The organism is Exiguobacterium sp. s161 (genome assembly GCF_018619045.1).
Lineage (GTDB): Bacteria > Bacillota > Bacilli > Exiguobacteriales > Exiguobacteriaceae > Exiguobacterium_A > Exiguobacterium_A indicum.
On sequence record NZ_JACSNH010000003.1, the window covers coordinates 75,869 to 101,161 of the forward strand.

The window sequence follows — 25,293 nt, forward strand, 5'->3', positions numbered from 1 at the left end:
ATGGATGAAACGCGCAGAACCGGTGTTACCACTTTGGCATGGGTATATCGGTTATAAATATGGATTATTCGATGCTCTTCAAACAGGGGCAACACAAGCAGAGACACAGTTACGAATGCAGCGTCCGCTGACACAGGAAGCGTTATCCCGCTGGTTCGAAGTTGGCGTCGCAGTCGGTCACTTGAAGAAAAAAGATTTGCGCTATACAGCGACTCGCCATGTTCTTCCGGAACTCTCTCAATCAGACGATCGCAGTATTGGATTCATGTTATCGGAAATGATGGAGCTGCACTTGCCAGCACTATTCTCTTATCCTCAGTTTTTAGAAGAGGGTCAACAAAAGACATTCAATGGAGAGGAACATGGAGACATCGTGGCTGAAACTTCAGCTCTCGTTGAGACTGTTGCTTTCCCGGCAGTACGCCATATCATTCGGAGTCGTAACCTGACCTCACTACTTGATATTGGTTGTGCTTATGGTGGATATCTCCGTAAAATTCACGAGGCATTGCCGGACTTACGACTCGCCGGAATCGATATTGAAGAATCCGTCATCGCCGAAGCAAAACGACGAGATACGAGCGGAGAGATTGATTTTGTCGTCGGGGACATTAAAACGTTTGATGTGAAAGAGACATATGACGGTGTCATGATGAATAATATTTTGTATTACTTCCCGCAACCGGAGCGCCTTGCGCTATTAGAAGGAGTTCGTCGTTTCGTCAAGGATGATGGAACAGTCATTCTCGTCACACCATTACGCGACAGTTCACACGGTGCACCATTCTCAGCAGCATTCAATGCCTTCATGACGTTGCATGAGAATCTGTATCCATTACCAAGTAAGGAAGAATTGAAAGAAGATCTATCGAAAGCTGGGTTTGAAAACATTTCGATCACACCGTTCCTAAAAGAAGGTGCCTGGTATATTGTGACTGCAAACGCCACTTCCTAAGCGAAGTCTGGCGTTTTTACAGTTAGAAGACAGTTCAAATTTGTTGCTTTTACTATGTGCTTAGTATAATAGTTGAAACGATGAGAGATAAAAAGGAGAGATTTGGGTGAAGCGACGCGTAGCAGTGATAGGAGCAGGACCTGGGGGACTTGCATGTGCCTTGTTATTAGCAGGAAAAGGAGTAGACGTCACCGTTTACGAAAAACAAACGCAAGTCGGTGGACGAACTTCTGCCGTCAAGCTAGGTGACTATACGTTCGATCGAGGACCAACATTCCTTAATATGCCGCATATTTTAGAAAACGTTTTTCACGAAGCCGGTCTTCGGTTAGAAGATTATTTAGATTTAAAGGCACTTGATCCGATGTATACACTCTATTTCAAAGGAGGAACAGAGGAGTTTACGATGACGACGGATCGGGACCGGATGAAAGAGGCAATCGAACGACAATTTCCTGGAAACGGAGAAGGGTACGATCGATTCATGGCGGAGCAAGCACTTAAGCTTGGAAAACTCATGCCAATCTTACAGACACGTCACGATCGGCTGACGGATTACTTATCACCGCGTGTCTTAACGGCACTGCCACGCCTATCGCTCGGACGATCGCTTTATGATGTTTTATCCGATTACTTCACGAGCGAAGAATTGAAGTATTCCTTTACATTCCAAGCGAAATACTTAGGCATGTCAGCTTGGGAATGTCCGGGTGGTTTTTCGATCTTGTCTTACATGGAACATGCTTACGGTGTCCACCATCCGATTGGTGGGATGCATCAAGTACCGCTTGCAATGCAACGTGCGATTGAGGAGCTAGGCGGAACCGTACAGTTGGGTGCGGGCGTCGAACAATTGATTTTAAACGGAAAAGCTGTCGAAGGAGTCATCCTCGAGTCAGGTCAACATGAGTTATTCGATGAAGTCATCATCGGTGCCGATTTCGCACATGCGATGAATCATCTGGTGCCGGAAGGGGTTTTGAAAAAATGGTCCCGACCAAAAATTGACCGCAAAAAATTCTCGTGTTCGACGTTCATGTTATATCTCGGTGTCAACCGGACGTTCGATGCACCACACCATACGATTTACTTTGCAGAGGATTATGAGAAAAACGTTCGCGAGATGACGCAGACTTTAGAATTGTCGGATGACTTTTCATTCTATGTCCAAAATCCATCCATTCTTGATCCAACGCTAGCACCTGAAGGCAAGTCTGCTATGTATGTCCTAGTGCCGGTGCCGAACAATTACTCTGAACTCGATTGGTCGATCGAAGGACCGAAACTACGTCGTCGTGTTCTAGACGCTCTTGAAACGCGTTCACCATATCAAGGGATTGAAGCGGCAATCGAAGTCGAAGAGATGTTCACGCCAGACGACTGGGAAGCGATGGGGATCCATCAAGGCGCGACGTTCAATCTCGGTCATCAGTTGACACAGATGATGTATTTCCGACCGCATAATCAATTTGAAGAGCTCGATCATCTGTATCTCGTCGGAGGTGGCACACATCCGGGTAGCGGATTACCGACGATTTTCGAATCCGCGCGTATTACGGCAGAACTCGTGCTCAAAAAAGAAGGGGTGCGGACATGAAGATAGGATTCGTAGGAGCCGGTGTCGGTACACTGCATGCAGCGCTTTTGCTGACAGCAAGACATCCTGGAGTCGAGATTACGATTTTTGAAAAAGAAGCGCATGTCGGTGGTCGATTACGATCCGTCGATTTTGAATCGGGTGGCCGCATCGATGAAGGTCCGACGATCGTTCTGATGCCAGGCAAGTTAAAAGAGCAGTTGGCAGAAGCCGGAGTTACGGGAGTAGAACTTGAACGGGTCGATCCATTGTATGACCTTCACTTCGACGATGGTACGGTCGTTACGAAAGTAGCCGATGTCGTGGATCAAGCGATCGCGATCGAACGTCAATTCGGTGAAGGTCGTGGATTTTATGAATTCATGCATCAAAAAGAAAAGGATTATGAGACGAGTGTATCGAAATTTTTAGAACGTGGTTATCGTCGGAAGACGGAGTTGTTGCACCCAGACATGATGCGTCCATTATTACAGATGCATGCTCTAGAGACTGCACATGACCATTTGAAGCGATACTTCAAGAGTAAATATTTGCGCATGGCATACAGTTTTCCGACATTTTATATCGGCGGAAACCCTTTTACAACACCATCGATTTACGGTTTGATTCCGTACCGGGAACAAGCAGAAGGTGTCTGGTATGTAAAAGGTGGCTATTTCTCGCTTGCTGAACGCATGTACGACACATTAGTCGAACGTGGTGTCCGATTCGTCTTCGAAGCACCCGTTGAACGAATCGTCATCGACCAAGGACAGGCGAAGGAAATCGTCTTACAAGATGGCACACAGGAAGCATTCGATCAAATCGTATTAAACGGAGAGTTTCCATTGATGGAACGTCTTGTAGAAGGTAAACAACCTAAGACCTATACGCCTTCAGGCGGTACGCTACTGCTGTATTTCAAGATGAAAGGGAAAGTCGATTTACCGGTGCATCGCTTTTTGATGCCAAACGACTTGGAACCGCTCATGACGAATATCTTTAAAAAAGGACGATTACCAGAACATCCGGCAGTCTATCTGTTCCATCCGAGTCGGATTGACCGTAGTTTAACAGGAACAGACGATAGTGTCGTCTACTCATTAATTCCTTCTCCGCGAGGCTATGGTGTAGAAGATTATGAAGAAGTAGACTTCATTGAGACTGTACTTGAAAAAATCGAGCATCATCATCCGGGATTCCGGGAAAAGATACAAGAAATGAAGATTCGTACACCGAATGATGCACAGGCCTTTGGATTATATCAGGGAGGTAGTTTTGGGATTGCGCCGACGATTCGCCAATCGGCTGCCTTAAAGACACAGGCAAAACCGTATCCGGATATCGATCGATTATATGCCGTCGGTGCATCGGTGCATCCGTGTGGAGGAGTACCAGTCGTCATGATGGGCGCAACGATACTCGTAAACCGAATGGAACAAGAGATGGGGTGGAAACATGAATTCAGTGACGATCCAGAACGCGTATATCAAATGTGAGGAAGTCATTCAGTCCGGATCTAAGACGTTCTATAAAGCCTTTTCACTCTTACCAAAAGCAGATCGACAAGCTGTTTATGCCATCTATACATTTTGCCGGTTCCTCGATGATACCGTCGATGAGTCGGATACGCCGAAAGAGAGTTTACTGGCTTTCTTGAATGAATTCAAACGATTCCGTGATGGCGAAGTATTAGATAAACCGTTATGGATTGCGTTGGCAGACGTATTTGAACGTTATGAAATGGATGAGACACCATTCCTTGAGCTCGCGGAAGGGATGCGTTGGGATATAGAGAAAAATCGTTATCAGACGCTTGAAGAGACAGAGCAATACAGCTACTACGTAGCGAGTACGGTCGGTTTGATGTTGTTGCCCATCCTTGCACCGCAACAGCCTGATCTTCGTAAGTCTGCTATCGATCTTGGAATCGCGATGCAATTAACGAATATTTTACGAGATGTTGGTGAAGATGCAAAACGCGGCCGTATCTACTTGCCTCATTCATGGATGGAGACATACGGTGTCACAGCGGAGTCGTTACTCGCTGGTCGTCCTTCAGGAGACTTCATCGGTCTCTGGGAAGAGGTTGCACTTCGAGCAGAGCATCTGTATGACGCGGCGATTCCATCGTTTGAACGGTATCCACGAGAGAGTCGGCGTGCTCTTAAGGCTGCTGCCTTCCTGTACCGCGGTATACTCGATGCAGCGCGGGATAATCACTATGACGTCTTTACAAAACGGGCATACGTCAGCCGTTGGCAAAAAATGAAGTTACTTGCTACGATTTAATACATGACCATAGAAAAAAGACCTTGGCGGGGACCAAGGTCTTTTTTCTATGGTCTGAGACCGGGGAGTCTCAGATTACTTCTACACCAGAGCGAACATCTGGACTACGAGATAGGTCTGTTTCGACCACGGGGATGGTCTTTTCTTTATCGAGCTATCTGTGGACCAAACGGATGAGACGATCTAAGGGGGAACGTCGTAAGTCATGCGAATGGACACACGATGAGTCACGTGATGAAATGGGTGGGTCCCATTTGATTTCGCTGGTTAGAAAAAGTAAGTTCTTCAACGCTCTTGACTCGGGGAAGTCACCTTGCGCTTGATTGAGGATGTGGGGTCAATCACTACCTCTTGAACTCGAAGTAATCGTATCAAATCTTAGTTGTCCGTACAAGTGATTGATATGCAATTCACATAACGTTCACAGGGTAGCGGCGACAGCAGAGACGATTCGTTCACTTGCTAGTTTTCCTGAAAGCGTCACCATTGGACTACCACCACCAGGGTGCGTTGATCCACCGGCAAAAAACAAATTGTGAACATTCTTTGAACGGTTGCTCGGACGGAGGAAAGACGACCGGATGCCATTGGATGACAAGCCATACAATGAGCCGTGATAGGCAAAGAAGGTTTGTTCGATATCCTGTGGCGTGACCCGTTGTTCGAAGACGACATCGGACGAAATATCAATCCCAAAGGACTGCAATCGTTGATTGATCAGTTGATCATACGTATCAAAATCAATCGCATGTCCAGTATCCGTTGCAGGTGCATTGATGAGCACGAATAAGTTATCACCCGCTTGTCCCATTTCTGGTGCTGTGACGGAAGAATTCGAGATATAGATCGTCGGCTCCTCAGCGTAACGTTTTTCATCAAAGAGTGCCTTGAACTCAGCTTCGTAATCCGAAGAGAAGAAGACGTTATGATGAGCCAGCCCTTCGATCCGACGTGAGAGACCGATACATCGAACATAGGCAGAAATCGACGGTTCGACTTGAGCAGGTGTCGGATTTTTAAAATCAGGTCGTGCCGTTTCTGAGATCAGACGTGGATATTGTGTCAACAAATCACCGTTCATGACGACGAAGTCAACCGGTAGATATTCCAAGTGATTCAATTCAATTTCCGTTGCTTGTCCATCGACGACTTCGATCTGTGTCACTTCATCGCCAAGACGGAAGACGACACCTAGTTCTTTTGCACGTCGGGCGAACCCTTCTGCGATTGCTGTATTACCGCCATTTGTGAAGTAGACACCGTCATTTAGTTCTAAATGAGCGATTAAACTGAAGGTAGCGGGTGTTTGATACGGACTACTCCCGATATACGTCGCATAACGATCGAGTGCCTGAATTAACCCTTTATCCTTAAAGTAGTGCTTATGCAACCCATGAAGGTTTTGAAAGGGATGCACTTTCAACATGTCTCGCCAGAGGGAGGGGCGGATATACGAATCAATATTCGTAAAGAATTGTTGTTTTGCGATCGTATGCAACTTCGCCACTTCTTCTTGGTAACCCGTAATATCGTTCTTCGCCAACTGACCGTTCGTGAAACGATCTACTTCTGTCCGCATCGCTTCGCGTCCAGACGAGAATGTTAATGTTCGTCCGTCGGAAAAATGATTGACCGTATGACGTTCAAGTTTCGTGAATGTAAAGTACTCATCGGGATCCGCACCGGATTCAAGAATGACAGACTGAAAAACTTCCGGCATCGTGATCGTGTTCGGACCAAAATCGAAGCGATGTCCTTCTGTGACGATCGGCATCATTTTGCCACCGATATGTGTATTACGCTCGATGACCGTGACGCGAAATCCTTTTGCTGCTAATGAGATGGCAGCGCTGAGTCCACCAAGACCGGCTCCGATGACAGCTATATGTTTCATGCTACTGATTCCTCCTTATGAATAGGTCCTACCCTTCCATGTGATTTCCCGTTTCCTAAAGCTTCGAATCATTGCACTTGCTAGCAAGATGACATAAAGGAATACCGCGAGAGGATGGAGCCACCAAACATGTCGGATTCGTGCCGCACGATCGATCCGGAATCGTGCTAAGTAAAGAAGAATCAGTGCGCCACCCATCTGCCAGGATGGGTGAAGGATGAGATAAGGTAGGACACTTGCTTGAACCAAGTAAAAGAGTAGAAAGTATAATCCGACGACGTAAGAATCGTTCATCCCACGAAAGACATTCTTTAGAAAACCTTGCCAGACTTCGTCGTTCGTGGCGTACATATCACAAGAGACTGCTGGGGCGACTTCGACGAGCGTCGTCGTTAACCCGTTTCGTTTAAATGTACGACAAAGTTCTAAGTCGTCAACGAGAGCCGATTGAATACTTTCATGTCCACCGACTTGATCATACGCGTGTCGTTCGACGAGGACGACCATGCCGTTAGCAGCAGCAAACGCTGGATGCTTCACTTTGCGAAACGGAATCGGAAGATGCTGTGCAATAAGAACATGTTGCATCGGAATCAAACACTTCCCGAGAAACGTCGGTACAGGAAAGGACGGGAAACCGGAAAGGAAAACGGCTTGTTCTGTTCGTAACGTTCCGTATAAGCGACAAATCGCATCCGGTGTCAGTGTCACATCAGCATCGAGAAATAACAGATAGTCCTCTGTCGTTCGTTTCGCGAGTTGATGACATGCATGAACCTTTCCTGCCCAGCCTGTTGGTAAGGGAAGACCATCAATCACTGTAAAACGGTCGTCTTGACCGATCCGATTAAGCAATAACTCACGTGTCCGATCGGTCGAGCGGTCTTCATATAAGTAAACGTGCATCCCTGGTGTCAGAGCGGGTTCTAATGCGTCTAATAATTTTCGTACATTACGCTCCTCATTCCGTAACGGGATGCAGATTGCTAGACTATCTGGTTGAACGGGATCCGTTAATCGTGGTAAGAAAGCTAAATTGATCCATGTGTAGAGACAGACAGCTAGAGCGAAGAAGAGAAAGAACCAACTCATGACCGAAGTGCCCGTAACCAGCGCTCCGTTCGTGCAGGAAGTGGTTCCCTTCGGGTAGAGATACAGCGATACAAATCAACACGTTCCGCAATGGCATCTGCTCGAATGTCGTCGTATAAATCAGTTAGTTCTGTTGTCAGTCGTTTTGCCTGAGCACTTGACCGTTCGTTAGGTAATGGACGAAAACGACGCGTCCGGATGTAGACGTCCGGTTGCTGTTCATGGCCATATGAATAATAAAAGGCAACGAGAGACACGTGATCCGTATGACGCGTCAAATGTGTGGCACCACTTGCTAAGCGAAGCGGACGGTCCTCTTGATGACGTTCCTCGCCTTGAGGAAACATCCAGACGCTGCTGCCATTTTGAAGTCGTTCTTTTGCATAATGAAGGCTTGTCTTGATATCAGCGAATGATGTCCGGTCAACAGAGAAAGCTCCGAGACGGGAGAAGAACGGGAAACGAGCAAGCCCTGCTTGATCGATCATGACGTAGGGGTCGTGATGAAAACAGGTCTGATCCAAATGAAAAAGAATCATACCGTCCCACCAAGAACTGTGCGTAGCAAGCATGAGACCAGGGACAGGTAGATCGTCAGCTCGATATAAGACACGGTGGAAATGACGTCGGATCAAAGCATGATCGACATACGTATGAAATACGGATTCAGCTAATTTGCTTTTGTTTGCTTCTTTCAACGATAACCCCTCGTTTCACAATGAAATAGACGATGAATGCACTTAAGCTGACTAAAGTGACGCCATAGAGACCAGCAACTCCTGCTGTTACACCGAATAAAGTGTGCAACATCAAAAAGAGATACTGATTGTTTTGTTCGAGTGCGGCATCCGTCGCCTTGACTTGATATCGATTGATGAAAAAGGAAAAGACGAGCGCCGTTCCATACCACCCGAAGAAATTCTGTGTCGGAATATCGTAATACCAGCCACCGTCTTGCCAAAGCCAATACGATTTCACGTTAGCAGCAACAGGATCGATCGCTAAATCGAGCCAGACGGCAAACAATGGAACGAGAATCAATGTACTATAGCGAAACGAGAACAAACGGGAGAAAGCGAGACTCGCCCCCATGACCGATAGCCATGCAGCCCCGATCGTAATCGGTACACCTAATAATTGGACACCGAAATCCGACTCGTAACGATATGTTCCGAACGGCCAACCGGTATGGACCCCAATCGACTCAATGATGATCGAACCAAAGAAGATAAAGGGGATGACAAGACGCCCCTTCGGTAAGACATGCCAAAAATAGAGAGCTGCGTATAAGCCGGAAGCGAATAAAAAGACGGCATTGGCCCACTCGAGCCAAGGGGGAAGTAACGAAAAACCGACTAAGATCAAGCCGATGGTGAACCAAATCGAAAAGAAAATCCAAAGACGTTTATGAAACTGCTCCATGCGTGACATTCCTCCATTTCCAAAATAGCTTCTGTCATAAGTATACCCATATATCTTGAAAACGAGCGAGGGAGAAGCGGTCTTATAAAAAAAGTGGTCCGGCTTCTCGTAAGAGAAACCGAACCACTTCCTATCATCATCCGTTTGAATGTTGTTTTTGTTTCTTCTTTTTGATGAACGAGAAAAGGAGAAACGCGATATACAACGGAACAGCAACGAACCAAAACGTAGACCACTCATTGCTACGCGCAATCATGACATACGTCACGTATAGCAACGTAAAGGTGATGACGAACGTATGGCGCGGAACGGGAATGTCTTTAAAACTTGGAATCTTGACACGACTGACCATCAAGAAGGCAAGACCTGTAAAAACGAGTGGGACCATCAAGTCGTTCATTCGTCCGCTAAACAACGTGACGACGGCCAAAATACCACCTGCCGCTGTAATCGGTACACCTGAAAAATAAGCAGATGCCACATTCGTTGCCGATAAATTAAAACGAGCAAGACGAAATGCGCCAAACAACGGGAACAGAGCAGAGATGAGTAAACCAACTTCTCCGAATTCATAGAAATACGTATAGTAGGCCATCATTGCAGGTGCGACACCGAATGTCACGATATCTGCTAATGAGTCCAGTTCTTTTCCGAAGTCGCCTGCTACACCAAGCATCCGAGCAAGGCGTCCGTCCAGACTATCAAGCATCATCGCGATGACGATTAGTAAGGTGGCATTTTGAAAATCACCTTTTGCTGCCATGACGATGGCTAAAAAACCACAATACAGATTTCCGAACGTAAATAGGTTGGGTATTGAATTACGAACACGATCTTTCCACAAAATGATTCCTCCTGCCACTTCATCGATACTACTCATCATACCATAATTAGGAGATGGAATTCAGCCGTTCGTAAAGAGAATCCCCTGAGTGAAAGATAAAAAATCATGAGGATTCAACCGAACTTGATGTCCACGTTTTCCAGCGGATATGATGATGAATGGTTCATGGATAGCACGATCCGATAAGAGAACCTGAAAATTCTTCTTAGCACCGATTGCAGAGACACCGCCTCGAATATAGCCAGTCAGGTCTTCTAAGTCCTTCATCGGAACAAGCGCGACTTTTTTCGAATGCATTGCTTTAGCCGCTGCCTTTAGAGAGAGTTCTTCTTCCCCCGAAATGACGACGAAGACATATTTATTTTCGACCATTTTCAAAACAAGGGTTTTAAAAATGGTCGAAAGGGGGTAATTAATCTTTCTAGCGACGGCTTCAGCAGATAAGTCATCAAGATCAACAGGATAAGTGAGGGATTCGAAGTCAATCTTAGACTGCTTCAGAAGCCTCTCGACGTTCGTTTTGCTCATGTGTTTCTCCTTTGACGAGTGAGTATTGGACCCATTTCCGTCCATGCCAACGTTTCATGGCAAAAATGCCACGGAACCATTCGTCAGCAGAGAAGGCAATCCAGATTCCAAGTAAACCAAGACCGAAACCAAGACCAAGTGTATAACTGAGGACGACCGCGATTCCCCACATCGATAGAATACCGATGGCGACAGGGAAACGAACATCTCCTGCCGATTTAAGAGTTCCCATCAGTACGATGTTCATTGCGCGACCTGGTTCAAGAATGACACTTGCCCAAAGTAGTGGGATACCGATTGCAATGATTTCAGGACTCGATGTGAACGCTGATAGAATCGATGAACCGAATGAAGCAAGTGCAACAGCTGAGATGAAGCTTGCGAAAACAGCAATCTTCAATGTTTTCACAGCACGTCCATATGCTTGTTCAAATTGTTGCGCACCAACTTGGCGTGCGACGAGTAACTGCGTTCCTTGAGCGATGGCAAGCGTGAATAGGAAACAAAGCATCGTGATGTTTGATACATAAACACGAGCAGACAACGCTGCTTCACCAATTGTTGCGATGAATCCTGTGATGATGAGTTGTGAGAATTGATAGGAGATCCCTTCACCAGCAGATGGGATTCCGATGTTCATGATTCGTTTCACATCTTCACGATTAAAATGAATCAAGTCTTTTACTGTAAAACGTAAAGAAAGTTTGCGGTAAACGACAAAGAACAAGACAAGGACAGCGATTGTCCGGGCGACGACAATCGACCAAGCGACACCAGCAACACCGAGAACGGGAATGCCGAAGAGTCCAAGAACAGCGATGACGTTACCAAAAGCACTAACGAAATTCATGAGTAGCGTGACGTACATAGCATTTTTAGTGAATCCATGACTCCGGAGAATCGCACCCAGTGTCAATGAGATGGCTTCTAAGAAAAGGAATAGACCAACGATCTTAATGAACGTTTCGCCATAGACGAGCGTCTCTCCTTCTAACGAGAAAAATCCAAGAAGTTGTCTTCCGAACAACACGACGGTCAGAGAAACGATGAGACCGGTATACAAGTTAATCGCAAAAGCAGAACGAGCCGTTTGACGAGCGTTTTGCGTCTTTCTTGCACCGAGGTACTGACCAATGATGATCGTTGCACCGACCGAGGTGATGTTAAAGAGAATAATGAAGATATTCAAAATTTGATTGGATACACCGACTGCCGCAGCAGCGCTATCCGAGTAATAACTTAAAATCAACGTTGCAATGATCCCGAGGCTCATATGCAATGCAATCTCAATGAATAATGGCCACGTAATGTGGAATAAGCTTGGTTGCTTGACTGTTTTCATAAATAAATCCCCTTTGTTTCATAAAACGAATAGTGTTTCTTTATCTTTTTGAAACTATACGCCTTCGATTTTCATAATGAAAGAGGGTTTTTTGTCTTTCATCGAAAAAAAAGAGATTTAAAAGGATTTTCATAAAATATCACGAATACATCATAATGAACAATCATTCATTTTTTAAAGGTAGGGGAATCTGATGAAACGAGAAATGCATTATGTCGTCAAGGATCAAATCGCAACGCTAACGCTAGCTCGACCCAAACAACTGAATGCATTAACGTCGAATTTGTTAGAAGAGCTGGCAGACGCCTTAGAAGAAGCGAATCAAGACGAAGAAGTACGTGTCATCGTCTTGACTGGTGAAGGACGCGGTTTTTGTGCAGGACAAGATTTGAAAACCGTCTCGCCTGAGCTCGATCATGGTGAATATCTCCAGCAGTATTATCATCCTGTCGTTCGGGCGATTGCTAAATCAAAAAAACCGACGATCGCTGCCATCAATGGTGTAGCGGCAGGTGCCGGTTTATCATTGACGCTGGCCTGCGATTTCCGGCTCGTCCACGCTGAAGCGAAATTGTCGCTCGGATTCATCAATATCGGTCTTGTTCCAGATGCGGGTGCTCCGTACTTCTTGCCTCGACTAATCGGTGCAGCAAAAGCAACGGAGCTTGCGTTACTCGGTGATACGATTTCAGCAGACGAAGCCGTTTCGCTCAATCTTGCGACACGAAGTATCCCATTAGAGAATTATGTAGAAGAGGTCACAGCTTTTGCTCGTCAGCTGGCGGATCGTCCGACAAAAGTAATCGGGTACATCAAGCAGCTGCAAGCAGCGAGTTATGAAAATAACTTGGAGGAAATGCTTGCTCAAGAAATCATCTATCAGTCACGTGCTGGAAAAACGGAAGACCATCGTCATGCTGTTGAATCCTTCATCGAAAAAAAACGCCCTGTTTTTGTCGGACGATGAATCGAAGAAGATATATAGAAGAAAGACGTCGGAAACGCACGATGCGCCGACGTCTTTTTTAATTTAATTTCTTTTTGATTTTTCGGGCGGTCGCATGTGTACGGTTCGTCAATCCCGTAGAGATGCGGAATAATAGAATTCCAAGAAAAGCAGAAACAAAAATGTATATCCCGGTCAACGTAATGAATGCACCACTAGCGAGCGTGATGAAAAGTATCGAAAATTCACCACGTGGACCCAGACAAAAGCCAGATTCGATCGCATGATAATTCGATAAACCAAAGGACCTTCCGCCGAGGTAACCGACTAAGAATTTAGAGACGACTCCCCAAATGACAAGAGCGAAGAAAAATAGATCAATCGGTAATCCGTCAGTCAACTCGAATGACATTCCGAACGTGATAAAGAACAATGGTAATAATAAGTCTTGGAACGGAGTGACTAGCCGTCTAAGATAACGCGTCTCATCCAGTTCGGTTAACAGAATACCGATGATGAAGGCACCAAGTACTTCGGAAAGACCAAATAAGATTCCGATACCGGAAAACAATAAGATCAAGCCGATGATCCCGATCCCAGCATCGGGATGTCGATAGAGGGAGTCGACTAACCGTCCACGTCTTCGGATAAACAACGTCATGATCATCAGAGCAATGAAGAAGAAGGCGAACCCGAGAAAGATGATGCTGATTTTGGCAACCGAGAACGTCTCAGTCCCTAAAACGAACGGTGCCGTCGTCAGTAGGATTGGTGCCATCAAATCTTCGAAGACGAGTAAGGACAGTACGAAGCGATTCACATCCTGATGTTTATCCGGTTCCCGATCGAGCAGCCGAGCAGAAATCGAAGAACTCGTCGCATACAAGACACAGCCAATCAAAAACGATTCGGCGACTGAAAAGCCAAACGATAGGGTCAACAGGATAGTCCCACCAAACGAAAGTAGAATATCGATGACTCCTGCTTTCCAAATGGAACGGAGCTGAATCAGCAAGTCCGCCACTGAAAATTTTAGACCGAGTAAAAAGAACAGGACGATGATACCCGCTTCTCCTCCGAGTTTCAGCTCTTCGGGAGGGTCGTAATAAAATCCAAGGACGATTCCGATCAAGATGAAGGCCAGAATACTCGGAACATGGAATCGTTCACTCAAATAACTGATCGTAAATAAGCCGATGAGGATGAGACCGGCGTAAAAGAAAATTTCCATGGAGGATGTCCTCCTTTCTGTACCCTATACCCTAATTCGCTAGCATTCATTAACTCGTTTCTCTCCTGGAGAACGGATACAGAAAAAAGCCTGGACACAAAACTTCTTTTTCAGAAGGTGAGTGTACAGGCTTTTAAATGGTTATAAGACTTGAACGATCGTTCCAGAATACGCAGGGAGAGAGACATCAAGCGTCTGCTGGTGCGTGTTCGTCATTAAATCAAGCCCCCGACCAGCTTGTGGAGCGGTCAACGAAACGGGAGCATCTGAATTGTTGAAGTAGATATAATATAATCCTTCCGGGCTCATGCGACGCATGATGATTGTATTCGTCTCATCATTCGCGTGAACGAAAGTGATATGTCCTTTGTTCGCAAGCGTCTTATGTTGCTTTCGAAGCTGTAGCAAGTGTCGTGTATAGGCGAATAACTCCTGATCCTGCTCCTCTGGATCCCACGGCATACATTTTCGGCAGCCTGGATCTTGATCGCCATCGAGACCGATCTCATCACCATAATAGATGACGGGACTACCCGAGAACGTCAACATCGATAACAAGAGAAGACGAAGCTTCTGTTTGTTATTCCCAGCACGTGTCAACGCACGCGGTGTATCGTGTGATCCGATTAGATTGAAGGTCACTTCATTGACATTCATCGTGTTTGAGAACAACACATGCGACATATCGTTCGCATACGAGCTTGCTTTAGTCTTATCTAAGGCAAAGAAGTTCAAAGCGGCATTCGTAAATGGATAGTTCATGACGGCGTCAAACTGGTCACCGAGCAACCATTCCTGTGAGTCATGCCAAATTTCACCAAGGATATACGTGTCAGGGTTGACTTCCTTGACGACTTGACGGAAATCACGCCAAAATGCGTGATCGACCTCGTTGGCGACGTCGAGTCGCCAGCCATCGATTCCGAATTCTTCGACCCAGTAGCGGGCGACATGGAGTAAGTATGATTTTACTTCATCGTTCTCGGTATTGAATTTTGGCATCTCAGGTACAAAAGCAAATGTATCGTAGTTCGGTAGCGGCTCGGTCACGAGTGGGAAATCGCGCAGATGGAACCATTCTTTATAGGTGGAACGACTACCATGTTCACGAATATCAGCGAATGCTTTGTGGTGGAAGCCGGCATGATTGAAAACGGCATCTAGCATGATACGAATGCCATGTGCGTGTAACAAATCGACCATTTCCTTGAATTTCTCTTTCGTACCGAACTGTGGATCAATTTCTAAGTAATCGATTGTGTCATATTTATGATTCGATTTCGCCAAGAAGATAGGGCAGAAGTAAATACCAGTGATACCAAGTTCAACGAGATAATCGATGTGATCGATGACCCCTTGGAAATCTCCACCGAAAAGATTCGTCGTCGTCGGTGCTGTACTATTCCATGGGAGTGTACCAGCTGGATCATTCGTCGTATCGCCATTTGCGAAGCGATCTGGGAAGATTTGATACCAAACCGTATCCTGGACCCAATCTGGTGCAGTGAATACGTCGACTGCATTAAGAAAAGGAACGCAGAAATAGTAGCCAGTATCATCGAGCGGTTTTTCGTCGAACCATCCACGTTCCGTGAATACATGACTCGTTGAACCGTCATGGAGACGGAAACCATATCGTAGACGACGGAAGGGAGGTACGACATCGATGAACCAATAATCGTATAACTCATCTGATCCACTTCGCTTCATCGGTGTTTCAAATGTATTCCAGTAGTTTGATTTTGAGGGATCGAAGTTCCAATCGGCAGCATCCGGATTTTCAGTATGCCAATCGTATGGATCGCCCCATATCAAATCGACGCGATCAACGTCATTTTTTTTCGTTTGTAAACGGATGTGAATTGTTCGCTCATCATATTTATAGACGAACGGAGACATCGCACGGTGAAACACAGCTTCTTTGAACATGGCAGTCACTCCTTAACGCAATCGCTTGCATCATATTGATTATGTCTTCGACCTAAGAATAGTAAAGCGCTTTCTTAAAGTCAATTCCAATCCCGTGAAATCAAGGATTCCTGATAAAAGTCGAGAGTATGATGCAATCGTTTGCATCACGTTGTGCAAAAAATAAAAATGAAAACGTTTTCTTTTTATGCACTTATTCTATCTAGCATTTGATTCAAATAATGAAATCAAAAATAAAAAGTTTTTGAAATGTAAGAAAATAATTGAATAAAAGGACTTGTCAAAAGGATTTTAGATTGTATAATAAAAATGTAAAGGTGATGCAAACGTTTTCATAAAACGCTTACAACCACTCGGTTGTTATCATGAGAAAATGGTTGTGCCTTTATGCAAACGTTGTGCATTAAAACTTATCATTCATAAGTTAACTTGGGGAGGAAATTTCAATCATGGAAATGAAAAAATTCGTAGCAGGTCTCTCTGTATCTGTCATGGCAATCGGTGCACTTGCAGCATGTGGCGGTGGATCAGACTCTGAATCATCATCTTCAGATTCAGGTAGTAAAAAACCAAGCAAGATCGTCATCTGGGAAGACACTGAAAAAGCTGAAACGACTAAAGCAGCAGCTAAAGCGTTCGAAGAAAAAGAAGGCGTAAAAGTCGAAGTCAAAGAAGTTAAGATGACAGATCAGCAGAAGAAAGTAGCACTTGACGGACCAGCAGGTAAAGGACCGGATATCATGCTTCTTCCACACGACCAAATCGGTACAGTCGTTGACCAAGGCTTGATCGCAGAGCTCAAGGATGGCGAAAAAGCACTTGAGCCATTCATCGATACAGCGAAATCAGCAGTAACGTTTGACGGTAAAGTCTACGGATATCCGAAAGCAGTTGAAACACCAATCCTCCTTTTCAATAAAGATGAATTAAAAGAAGCACCAGCTTCAATGGACGATCTGTACAAGATCTCAACAGAGCAAAAGAAAGACGGCAAATACGGATTCCTCGCGCTTTGGGATAACTTCTACTTCGCACACGGTCCAATTGGTGGCTACGGCGGATATGTCTTCAAAGACAACGGTGGCAAATTGGATCCAGCAGATATCGGCTTGAACAACAAAGGTGCTGTCGAAGGTATGGATTACATCGGCAAGTGGTACAAAGAAGGTCTCTTCCCGAAAGGTCTTATCGGTGGTGGCGGTGGTCAAGCACTTGACCAACTCTTCGGCGATAAAAAAGCTGTTGCTGTCATGAACGGTCCATGGGCAGTTGCGAGCTATAAAGAAAAAGGCATCAACCTCGGAGCTTCAGCTCTTCCGAAACTTCCAAACGGTGAGCCGATTAAAACATTCGTTGGTGTAAAAACATACGCGATTTCAGCATACTCGGAAAATGCAGAGTGGGCTGAGAAGTTCTTGGCATCACTCACTGGTGAAGAGAACGCGAAAGCAATGTTCGAAAAATACAATGAGATCCCACCAGTCACTGCGCTTCAAGAAGATGCAGCAATCAAGGATAACGAAGTCGCAGCAGCAGTCTTCGCACAATCACAAAACGGTGTGCCAATGCCGAACATCGCTGAGATGGGTCAAGTTTGGGAACCAATGGCAGCAGCACTCCAGCTTGTTGCAACAAACAAACAAGACGCACAAAAATCAGCTGATGATGCTGTCAAACAAATCAAGCAACAAATCGAAGCAAACAATCAATAAGCGTAAGTGGAACGCGTGAATCCATGACAAAGAGATAAAGAGAGGGGGATCTTGGATTCCCCCTCATCTTTATGGTTGGAAGAGAAGCCTGAGGTCAGACATGACCTTTGGAAAGGAGAACGGACGATGGCTGCGATTGCAACACCACACCCGACGAATCCAACGCCTGAAAAAAAGACGAACCACCGCACGATTGCGGCGCTGATGTCGATCATTCCAGGAGTAGGACAACTATACAATAAACAATTCCTTAAAGGCGCGACATTTTTTGTCGTCGTACTATCATATTTTCTCGTCAACTTTGAACTGTTCTTCAAAGGAGCCGGAAATGGTCCTGGCGATCGCGGAGCGATCTGGGGCTTGATTACACTCGGTGAGGTACCAGGCGTAAGGGGGGATCACTCGATCTTTCTAATGGTCGAGGGCATCATTGCCTTGATTTTACTTGTCTTTGGTATCGCCATTTACGTCTGGAACTTTATCGATGCGTATCGAATCGGTAAGTTGCGCGACATGAACCTCGAAGTACCTTCCTTGAAGATGCAACTACGGAACTTCCGCGATAATGGATTCCCGTATGCGATGTTGATTCCTTCGTTAGTACTTTTAGTGTTCACAGTCGTCTTACCGTTGATCTTTACTTTCTTAATTGCTTTTACGAACTATAAGTTCAACAACTCGCCTCCAGCAAAGCTGGTCGACTGGATCGGGATTCAAAACTTCTTGAATATCTTTACGGTTGATATTTTCCGCGATACATTCGTCAGCGTTCTTGGTTGGACGCTTGTCTGGACCGTCGCTTCGACGACAGGTGTCATCGCGATCGGTATTGGACTGGCTGTCTTGCTGAACCAAAAAGGACTCAAAGGAAAACGGTTCTTCCGTTCCATCTTGATCCTGTCATGGGCAGTACCAGCCTTCATCACGATTTTGATCTTCCGCTCGATGTTCAATGAGACATTCGGTGTCTTCAATACGACATTGTTACCAGCGATCGGTCTTACTGACGGTGTCGACTGGATGACGGATCCGACGTATACGAAGCTTGCTTTGATCGGGATTCAGTGGTGGTTAGGTTTCCCATACATCATGACACTGACGACGGGAATCTTGCAGTCGATTCCGGAGGATCTCTATGAAGCTGCGACCATTGATGGTGCCACTTCAGGCGAAAAATTCCGCTTGATCACATTGCCGATGATTCTTTTCGCAACAGCACCGATCTTGATCACGCAGTATACGTTCAACTTCAATAACTTCAATATCATCTATCTCTTCAACAACGGTGGACCGGCAGTGCCGGGTCAATCGGCTGGTGGAACGGATATCTTGATTTCGTGGATTTACAAATTGTCGCTTGGCGCGAACCCTCAGTATGGATTCGCAGCAGCGATCACGCTTGTGTTGTCGTTCTTCATCATGACGATTGCCGTCATTCAGTTCAAGCGTTCAAAATCATTCAAAGATGAGGATATGATCTAATATGAGAAAACAAAACCGAATCAACATGGCGTTGTCATATCTCATTTTGACGGTCGCCTCCATCATTATCGTCTATCCACTCCTTTGGGTTGTTGGTACTTCACTCAACCCAGGGAAAAGTATTACATCGGATATCTTCCCAAGTAATCCGACTTTGATTCACTACTTCGATTTGTTCGATCCATCAAAAACGGATTATGGCATGTGGTATTTAAACACAATCAAGATTGCCGTCATCACGATGGTCGTCTCCGTCGCTCTAATCACGTTAACAGGATACATTTTTTCACGCTATCGCTTCGTCGGTCGGAAAAATTCACTGATCTTGTTCCTCGTGTTGCAGATGGTACCGCAATTCGTTGCCATTATTGCGATTTATGTCTTGCTTAATATGTTAGAATTATTTGATACGCATCTGGCGCTTATCCTACTCTACTCGGGTGGAGCGATTCCAATGAATACGTATCTTGCAAAAGGATATTTCGATACGATTCCAAAAGAACTCGATGAGGCGGCGCGGATGGATGGTGCCGGTCACTTACGAATCTTCTGGCAAATCATCTTACCGCTCGCAAAACCGATGGTCGCCGTCATCGCGTTGTTCAACTTCATGGCACCATTCAACGACTTCATTTTAGCATCGCTCGTCCTGCGTTCTCCTGAGAAACAGACACTTGCGGTCGGGTTGTACAACATGGTGTCGGAGCAGTTCGACAATAACTTCACGTTATTTGCGGCAGGTGCCGTATTATCAGCAGTTCCAATCGTTCTTCTCTTCTTCGCATTCCAGCGCTTCTTCGTGTCTGGATTGACAGCAGGTGGAACAAAAGGATAATCATAAGGGGGAAATCAGCGGCATGAGACGAGGCATAATGCTTCTCCTCTTGCCGCTTCTCTTGTCTATCGGGCTTCAACCGATGACGGGTGAAGCAGCAGGTTGGGAAAAAGAACGAATGTATTTCATCATGGTGGACCGGTTCGAGAATGGCGATCCGAGTAATGACCGAGAGGCGGATCCTGAGAATCCAAAAGCGTTCCAAGGTGGCGATTTAGCAGGCGTGACGAAACGTCTCGATTACATCAAGGAAAAGGGATTCACTTCGATTTGGTTGACGCCGATCTTTAAGAACCGTCCGAATGGTTATCATGGATACTGGACGGATGATTATTACGAGATTGATCCGCACTTCGGAACAAAGGAAGAGTTTAAACGTCTCGTCAAAGAAGCGCATAAACGGGATATCAAGGTCGTCCTTGATCTTGTCGTCAATCATTTAGGACCGAATCATCCAATGGTGAAAGAAAAACCGGAGTGGTTTCATAAAAATCAACCGATCATGAATTGGAATAACCCGTCGGAAGTCGAGAATAACTGGCTGTTCGATTTACCGGACTTCAATACGGAAAATCCTGAAGTTGTGAATTACTTAATTGATGTTGCGAACTACTGGGTCGATGAAACGGGTATAGACGGATACCGGCTCGATACGGTTCGCCATGTGCCAGCCGCATTTTGGAAAACATTCATTCCTGCAGTAAAGGAAAAGCATCCAAACTTATTCTTACTGGCTGAAGTGTTCGATGGAGATCCGCGAAAAATCGCATCCTATTCGAAATTAGGTTTTGATTCCGTGACGAACTTCCCGTTTTATTATGGAGTCAAGGATCAGTTTGCTCGCAAAAATGGTTCCGCGGAAGAGCTCGATTCAGTTTATAATCGAGATACTACGTTTAATCCGAATGCCAAGGGACTTGCAACCTTCATTGATAATCATGATGTCAAACGCTTCATCACGGAAGCAAAGATTGGTGGAGCAGACGAAGAGGAGCGGCAGCTTCGATTAGCGTTGTTCGCACTCTATGCTGCTCCGGGGATGCCGATCGTCTACCAAGGAACAGAGGTAGCGATGCCAGGTGGCGAGGATCCTGGAAACCGGATGATGATGACATTTGATCAAAACAAGAAGATGCAACAGTACGTAAAAACGTTGAACGAGATGCGTCAGGACTACCCAGCGTTTGCAACAGGGAAGCAACGCTTGATCGCAAAAACCGATCATATGGCAGTCTACTCACGGGAGACGAAACAACAACAAGTCGTTTACGCGATTAATCTTGGAGAAAAAAAGACGAGCTTACGCGTGTCTGCGAAAGAAATCGGTGATGATCAGCGTCTAAGAGGACTTTTATTCTCAGACTTGGTGCGTCAAGATGGTGACGCCTATGAGATCACGATTGATGCAAATAGTGCGAACAGCTATGTCATCGAAAAGTCACAAGTCAACTGGTGGTCGATCATCGCAATTGGTGCGATTGCTCCTATTTTAGCGCTCATACTTCTTCTCGTTCACCGTAAACGCATGCAACGTCAAACAAAATAAAATACTTAACTAGGGGAAATGTGAGGTGAAGGGGATGCAGGTAACAATCAAGGATGTAGCACGGGAAGCGAATGTCGCACCCTCGACGGTATCACGCGTCATTGCGAATAGTTCACGCATCAGTCAAAAGACGAAGGAACGGGTGCGGCAGGCGATGGATGAGCTCGGATATTATCCGAACGTTCATGCACGCAGTCTAGCGAATCGAACGACACAGGCGATCGGTCTCGTCATGCCAAGTGCTGCAACGAAAACACTACAAAACCCGTTCTTTTCGGAGGTCATTCGAGGAATCAGTACAAAAGCGCATCAAAATGGATATTCGTTATATATGACGACAGGTGTCTCGGAAGAAGAAGTATATGAAGGTGTCGTCTCGATGGTTCAGGGCCGTCGGGTCGATGGTGTCGTCGTACTGTATTCCCGTACGGATGACAAAGTCGTTCAATTTCTGCAAGACTCGAAGTTTCCGTTCGTCGTCGTCGGAAAACCATTCAGTGATTCATCACATGTCACGTATGTCGATACGGATAATTATCTAGCCGGTCGCGAAGTGACGAAGTACTTGCATCAACTTGGGCATGAGTGTATCGCATTTGTAGGAGGCGCACAGGACTTAGCTGTGACGCAAGAGCGTGTCGGTGGCTACAAGACGGCTCTCATGGAAGAGGGCATTCCGATTCAAGAATCCTACATCGTCAGTGCACCATTCATGACGACAGGAGGAGCCGAGGCAGTCAAGCGACTGATGTCACTTGAACATCCGCCGACGGCTGTCGTCGTTAGTGACGATATGATGGCACTTGGTGTCATGAGTACACTGAATGAGATGGGGATTGGTGTGCCGGATCAAATGGCCGTCGTCAGTTTCAATAACTTGTTCATCGCAGAATTCTCAAGCCCACCGTTGACTTCTGTTGAAATCAATATTTTTGGACTTGGTTTTGAAGCGACGAATTGTTTGATTGAACAAATCAATGAAGATGCGACACCTTATGGGAAACGCGTCATCGTTCCGCATTATCTCGTCGTTCGTCAGTCTTGTGGCGGAAAATCTGAAGCATGAAATGATAGTCTATTTTTAAGCCGATTGGTTTGAAAATAGACTTTTTTTGATTCAAATGGATATCGATTTCTAGTAAAAGGAAGCGGTTGCAGAAAAAGAAATTTATTTTCGTGCAAACGATTGCATTGATGCTTTTTATGTGTACAATAAAGAATGTATAGTATAGATGAAACGCTTACATGATCAGGGTGACCGACATGCGTAGCATAAAAAGGAGCGACTTGACGATGAAACGACTTTTTGAGGTCAATGAGTGGAAAATTACAGAGCTTGGTTTTCATCCAGAAGATAATCGATTGGCAGAATCGATGACATCGATCGGAAACGGTCATATGGGAATGCGCGGGACGTTTGAAGAAGAGTACACAGGGGACACGCATCAAGGCATGTATGTCGCAGGTGTTTACTATCCGGATAAGACACGTGTCGGCTGGTGGAAAAACGGTTATCCAGAGTACTTTGCGAAAGTACTCAATGCTGTCAATATCATGGGATTGAAAGTATCCGTCAACGGAAAAGCTGTTGATTTGAACACGTGGGAAGTCATCGACTTCAAACGCGAACTTGATATGCAACACGGTGTGTTGACACGGACGATGCTATTGAAGAATGGGGTAGAGGAAACGAAAGTCGAATCCAAGCGTTTCTTCTCGATCGTTGATAAAGAAATCGCTGCCTTGCAATATACGGTGACACCTGTCAATTTTGAAGCAGAAATCGTCATTGAATCGTATCTCGATGCAGATGTTGAAAATGAAGACTCGAACTATGACGAGAAGTTCTGGCTTCCTGTCGAACACGGAATTGAAGAACGGTTCGGTTATGTCACATCAAAAACGAAAAAGCTCGATTGGCATGTGACGGCAGCGATGATCACGGATGTCGAAGGCGCGCGGTGTGAGGTCGTCGATGGCAATACGCAGTACGTCGCGAATCGTTTCACGAAACAAGCCGCAGTAGGTGAGGGTGTCACAGTCGAAAAATTCGTCGCACTCGTAACGAATCGCGACCATGAAATCGATGCGCTACTGGAGCAAGCGATGAAACGTGTTCACGTCGCATTCGAATCAGGCTTTGAACCATTGCTTGCGACACATGAAGCAGCTTGGTTGCACCACTGGGAAGAAGCGGACGTGAAAATTGAAGGAGATGTCGAGGCACAGCAAGGGATTCGTTTCAACATCTTCCATATGTTCCAGACCTACACAGGTGAAGATTCACGCCTGAATATCGGACCAAAAGGATTCACGGGCGAGAAGTATGGTGGTGCGACGTATTGGGATACAGAAGCGTATTGCTTAAACTTCTACCTTGCGACGTCGAAACCGGAAGTTGCTTGGAATTTACTCAAGTATCGTCACAATCAATTACCGCAAGCGAAAGAAAATGCGGATAAGAATGTCGGAATGAAGGGTGCACTTTATCCGATGGTAACGATGAACGGAGAAGAGTGCCACAACGAGTGGGAAATCACACATGAAGAAATTCACCGGAACGGTGCAATCGCGCATGCGATTTATAATTACACGAACTACACGGGAGACACGTCGTACCTCGGACAATACGGATTTGAAGTGTTAGTCGAGATTTCCCGCTACTGGGCAAGCCGTGTCAATTACGTGCCGCACAAGGATGTCTATATGATTCTTGGCGTGACGGGACCGAATGAATATGAGAACAACGTCAACAATAACTGGTATACGAATCTGATTGCGGCATGGTGTCTCGAATATACGCAGACCGTCCACCGTCATTTGGCACAAGAAGAACCAGAACGTCTGCAAGAACTCATGCATCAATTAGCGTTGACGGATGAGGAGCTGGCAAAGTGGGCAGATATCGACGCGAAGATGTATTATCCGAAAGATGAGGCAGCACCAGGAATCTTCATGCAACAGGATGGCTTCATGGATAAGGAACAAATCTTGGTCGCTGACCTCGATCCAAAACATCTTCCGCTAAACCAGAATTGGTCATGGGACCGGATCCTTCGCTCTGTCTTCATTAAACAAGCAGATGTCTTACAAGGTCTTTACTTCTTGACGGATCGATTCAGTGTAGAAGAGAAAAAAGCGAACTTCGATTTCTATGAACCACGCACGGTTCATGAATCGTCATTATCACCATGTATCTACTCAATCATTGCGGCGGAAGTCGGTTATGAGGAAAAAGCGGTCGAACTGTACCAACGCTCAGCACGACTTGACCTCGATAACTACAACAATGATACGGAAGACGGATTACACATCACGTCGATGGTTGGATCATGGATGTCGATCGTCCACGGGTTCGCTGGATTACGGGTGGCAAACGATACGTTATCCTTTAAGCCGATGTTGCCAAAAGGCTGGACGAGCTATACATTCCGGATGCAATGGCGCGGTCATCATATCCATGTCCATGTACAGCCAAATGCCATCGAAATCGCTCAAACAGAAGGCGAAGCATTCAGCTTAAACGTTCATGGAACAACTGTAGAAGTTCCGGCGGGAGGACAGATTACAGTTCCTGCTTCGATGACAGTATAAGAGATTAAAAAGAACCGATTTTTTAGTCGGTTCTTTTTTTGTGTGTAACAAGAATCAGGACACCTTTGTCACA

At 45.6% G+C, this 25,293-nt stretch carries 20 protein-coding genes; 11 read left to right on the top strand and 9 right to left on the bottom strand.

The window, feature by feature from the left end:
* Positions 1–4: 4 nt before the first annotated feature.
* The 4 genes from KNQ14_RS09980 to KNQ14_RS09995 all read left to right on the top strand — a co-directional run bounded on the left by KNQ14_RS09980 (position 5) and on the right by KNQ14_RS09995 (position 4,823).
* The gene (locus KNQ14_RS09980; protein ID WP_251055769.1) at positions 5–955 is read left to right on the top strand and encodes a class I SAM-dependent methyltransferase; all 951 of its coding nucleotides are present in this window, start codon (positions 5–7) and stop codon (positions 953–955) included.
* Between the two features lie 106 nt (positions 956–1,061).
* A complete protein-coding gene (locus tag KNQ14_RS09985; protein ID WP_214747448.1) occupies positions 1,062–2,552 on the top strand; it encodes a phytoene desaturase family protein in 1,491 nt (496 codons plus the stop codon).
* Positions 2,549–4,030 (top strand): phytoene desaturase family protein, encoded by a 1,482-nt coding sequence (locus KNQ14_RS09990; protein WP_214860923.1) that lies wholly within the window; start codon positions 2,549–2,551, stop codon positions 4,028–4,030. Before KNQ14_RS09985 ends, KNQ14_RS09990 begins: the two co-directional genes overlap by 4 nt.
* Positions 3,990–4,823, top strand: coding sequence for a phytoene/squalene synthase family protein (locus KNQ14_RS09995; protein ID WP_055966987.1), 834 nt, complete (start codon positions 3,990–3,992; stop codon positions 4,821–4,823). Before KNQ14_RS09990 ends, KNQ14_RS09995 begins: the two co-directional genes overlap by 41 nt.
* 421 nt (positions 4,824–5,244) lie before the next feature.
* Here the strand turns inward: KNQ14_RS09995 and KNQ14_RS10000 are convergent, their stop codons facing one another.
* From KNQ14_RS10000 to KNQ14_RS10030, 7 genes are all read right to left on the bottom strand, one after another.
* The gene (locus KNQ14_RS10000) at positions 5,245–6,717 is read right to left on the bottom strand and encodes a phytoene desaturase family protein (RefSeq protein WP_214860924.1); all 1,473 of its coding nucleotides are present in this window, start codon (positions 6,715–6,717) and stop codon (positions 5,245–5,247) included.
* 15 nt (positions 6,718–6,732) lie between these two features.
* Complete coding sequence (locus KNQ14_RS10005; protein ID WP_214747452.1) at positions 6,733–7,809, bottom strand: glycosyltransferase family 2 protein; 1,077 nt, start codon at positions 7,807–7,809, stop codon at positions 6,733–6,735.
* Positions 7,806–8,507, bottom strand: a complete 702-nt coding sequence (locus tag KNQ14_RS10010; protein ID WP_251138375.1) for a lysophospholipid acyltransferase family protein — start codon at positions 8,505–8,507, stop codon at positions 7,806–7,808. Before KNQ14_RS10010 ends, KNQ14_RS10005 begins: the two co-directional genes overlap by 4 nt.
* Complete coding sequence (locus KNQ14_RS10015; RefSeq protein ID WP_023467400.1) at positions 8,476–9,231, bottom strand: carotenoid biosynthesis protein; 756 nt, start codon at positions 9,229–9,231, stop codon at positions 8,476–8,478. The genes KNQ14_RS10010 and KNQ14_RS10015 overlap by 32 nt, the downstream gene beginning before the upstream one ends.
* Before the next feature lie 136 nt (positions 9,232–9,367).
* On the bottom strand, positions 9,368–10,114 hold the full coding sequence (gene pssA, locus KNQ14_RS10020; RefSeq protein WP_174316042.1) for a CDP-diacylglycerol--serine O-phosphatidyltransferase: 747 nt from the start codon (positions 10,112–10,114) through the stop codon (positions 9,368–9,370).
* Between the two features lie 21 nt (positions 10,115–10,135).
* Positions 10,136–10,648, bottom strand: a complete 513-nt coding sequence (ybaK, locus tag KNQ14_RS10025; RefSeq protein ID WP_371743348.1) for a Cys-tRNA(Pro) deacylase — start codon at positions 10,646–10,648, stop codon at positions 10,136–10,138.
* Positions 10,563–11,945: an MATE family efflux transporter gene (locus tag KNQ14_RS10030; protein ID WP_214747459.1), complete on the bottom strand. Its 1,383-nt coding sequence runs from the start codon at positions 11,943–11,945 to the stop codon at positions 10,563–10,565. The genes ybaK and KNQ14_RS10030 overlap by 86 nt, the downstream gene beginning before the upstream one ends.
* Positions 11,946–12,138: 193 nt before the next feature.
* Between KNQ14_RS10030 and KNQ14_RS10035 the strand changes: the two genes are divergently transcribed.
* Positions 12,139–12,912, top strand: coding sequence for an enoyl-CoA hydratase/isomerase family protein (locus KNQ14_RS10035; RefSeq protein WP_214860928.1), 774 nt, complete (start codon positions 12,139–12,141; stop codon positions 12,910–12,912).
* Positions 12,913–12,970: 58 nt separating this feature from the next.
* Here KNQ14_RS10035 and KNQ14_RS10040 read toward each other — a convergent pair whose 3' ends face one another.
* On the bottom strand, positions 12,971–14,122 hold the full coding sequence (locus tag KNQ14_RS10040; protein WP_214860930.1) for a cation:proton antiporter: 1,152 nt from the start codon (positions 14,120–14,122) through the stop codon (positions 12,971–12,973).
* 141 nt (positions 14,123–14,263) lie between these two features.
* Complete coding sequence (locus KNQ14_RS10045; RefSeq protein ID WP_214860932.1) at positions 14,264–16,051, bottom strand: glycoside hydrolase family 13 protein; 1,788 nt, start codon at positions 16,049–16,051, stop codon at positions 14,264–14,266.
* A 455-nt stretch (positions 16,052–16,506) separates the two neighbouring features.
* Here KNQ14_RS10045 and KNQ14_RS10050 point away from each other — a divergent pair, with 455 nt between their 5' ends.
* The 6 genes from KNQ14_RS10050 (at position 16,507) to KNQ14_RS10075 (ending at position 25,220) form a co-directional block, all read left to right on the top strand.
* Positions 16,507–17,763 (top strand): extracellular solute-binding protein, encoded by a 1,257-nt coding sequence (locus tag KNQ14_RS10050; protein ID WP_174316741.1) that lies wholly within the window; start codon positions 16,507–16,509, stop codon positions 17,761–17,763.
* Between the two features lie 126 nt (positions 17,764–17,889).
* Positions 17,890–19,245 (top strand): carbohydrate ABC transporter permease, encoded by a 1,356-nt coding sequence (locus KNQ14_RS10055; RefSeq protein WP_050677685.1) that lies wholly within the window; start codon positions 17,890–17,892, stop codon positions 19,243–19,245.
* A 1-nt stretch (position 19,246) separates the two neighbouring features.
* Positions 19,247–20,080, top strand: a complete 834-nt coding sequence (locus KNQ14_RS10060; RefSeq protein ID WP_023467409.1) for a sugar ABC transporter permease — start codon at positions 19,247–19,249, stop codon at positions 20,078–20,080.
* A 22-nt stretch (positions 20,081–20,102) separates the two neighbouring features.
* On the top strand, positions 20,103–21,626 hold the full coding sequence (locus KNQ14_RS10065; protein ID WP_214860933.1) for an alpha-amylase family glycosyl hydrolase: 1,524 nt from the start codon (positions 20,103–20,105) through the stop codon (positions 21,624–21,626).
* A gap of 34 nt (positions 21,627–21,660) precedes the next feature.
* Positions 21,661–22,692, top strand: coding sequence for a LacI family DNA-binding transcriptional regulator (locus KNQ14_RS10070; RefSeq protein WP_035398727.1), 1,032 nt, complete (start codon positions 21,661–21,663; stop codon positions 22,690–22,692).
* A 227-nt stretch (positions 22,693–22,919) separates the two neighbouring features.
* Positions 22,920–25,220 (top strand): glycoside hydrolase family 65 protein, encoded by a 2,301-nt coding sequence (locus KNQ14_RS10075; protein WP_214860935.1) that lies wholly within the window; start codon positions 22,920–22,922, stop codon positions 25,218–25,220.
* Positions 25,221–25,293 lie beyond the last annotated feature (73 nt).

Coding starts and splice junctions, on each gene's coding strand:
- KNQ14_RS10065 (WP_214860933.1), top strand. CDS start 20,103: ATGAGACGAGGCATAATGCTTCTCCTCTTGCCGCTTCTCTTGTCTATC.
- KNQ14_RS10055 (WP_050677685.1), top strand. CDS start 17,890: ATGGCTGCGATTGCAACACCACACCCGACGAATCCAACGCCTGAAAAA.
- KNQ14_RS10035 (WP_214860928.1), top strand. CDS start 12,139: ATGAAACGAGAAATGCATTATGTCGTCAAGGATCAAATCGCAACGCTA.
- KNQ14_RS10000 (WP_214860924.1), bottom strand. CDS start 6,717: ATGAAACATATAGCTGTCATCGGAGCCGGTCTTGGTGGACTCAGCGCT.
- KNQ14_RS10040 (WP_214860930.1), bottom strand. CDS start 14,122: ATGGAAATTTTCTTTTACGCCGGTCTCATCCTCATCGGCTTATTTACG.
- KNQ14_RS10060 (WP_023467409.1), top strand. CDS start 19,247: ATGAGAAAACAAAACCGAATCAACATGGCGTTGTCATATCTCATTTTG.
- KNQ14_RS10050 (WP_174316741.1), top strand. CDS start 16,507: ATGAAAAAATTCGTAGCAGGTCTCTCTGTATCTGTCATGGCAATCGGT.
- KNQ14_RS10070 (WP_035398727.1), top strand. CDS start 21,661: ATGCAGGTAACAATCAAGGATGTAGCACGGGAAGCGAATGTCGCACCC.
- KNQ14_RS10015 (WP_023467400.1), bottom strand. CDS start 9,231: ATGGAGCAGTTTCATAAACGTCTTTGGATTTTCTTTTCGATTTGGTTC.
- KNQ14_RS10075 (WP_214860935.1), top strand. CDS start 22,920: ATGAAACGACTTTTTGAGGTCAATGAGTGGAAAATTACAGAGCTTGGT.
- KNQ14_RS09980 (WP_251055769.1), top strand. CDS start 5: ATGAAACGCGCAGAACCGGTGTTACCACTTTGGCATGGGTATATCGGT.
- KNQ14_RS10045 (WP_214860932.1), bottom strand. CDS start 16,051: ATGTTCAAAGAAGCTGTGTTTCACCGTGCGATGTCTCCGTTCGTCTAT.
- KNQ14_RS09995 (WP_055966987.1), top strand. CDS start 3,990: ATGAATTCAGTGACGATCCAGAACGCGTATATCAAATGTGAGGAAGTC.
- KNQ14_RS09990 (WP_214860923.1), top strand. CDS start 2,549: ATGAAGATAGGATTCGTAGGAGCCGGTGTCGGTACACTGCATGCAGCG.
- ybaK (WP_371743348.1), bottom strand. CDS start 10,648: ATGGACGGAAATGGGTCCAATACTCACTCGTCAAAGGAGAAACACATG.
- KNQ14_RS10030 (WP_214747459.1), bottom strand. CDS start 11,945: ATGAAAACAGTCAAGCAACCAAGCTTATTCCACATTACGTGGCCATTA.
- KNQ14_RS10005 (WP_214747452.1), bottom strand. CDS start 7,809: ATGAGTTGGTTCTTTCTCTTCTTCGCTCTAGCTGTCTGTCTCTACACA.
- pssA (WP_174316042.1), bottom strand. CDS start 10,114: ATGATGAGTAGTATCGATGAAGTGGCAGGAGGAATCATTTTGTGGAAA.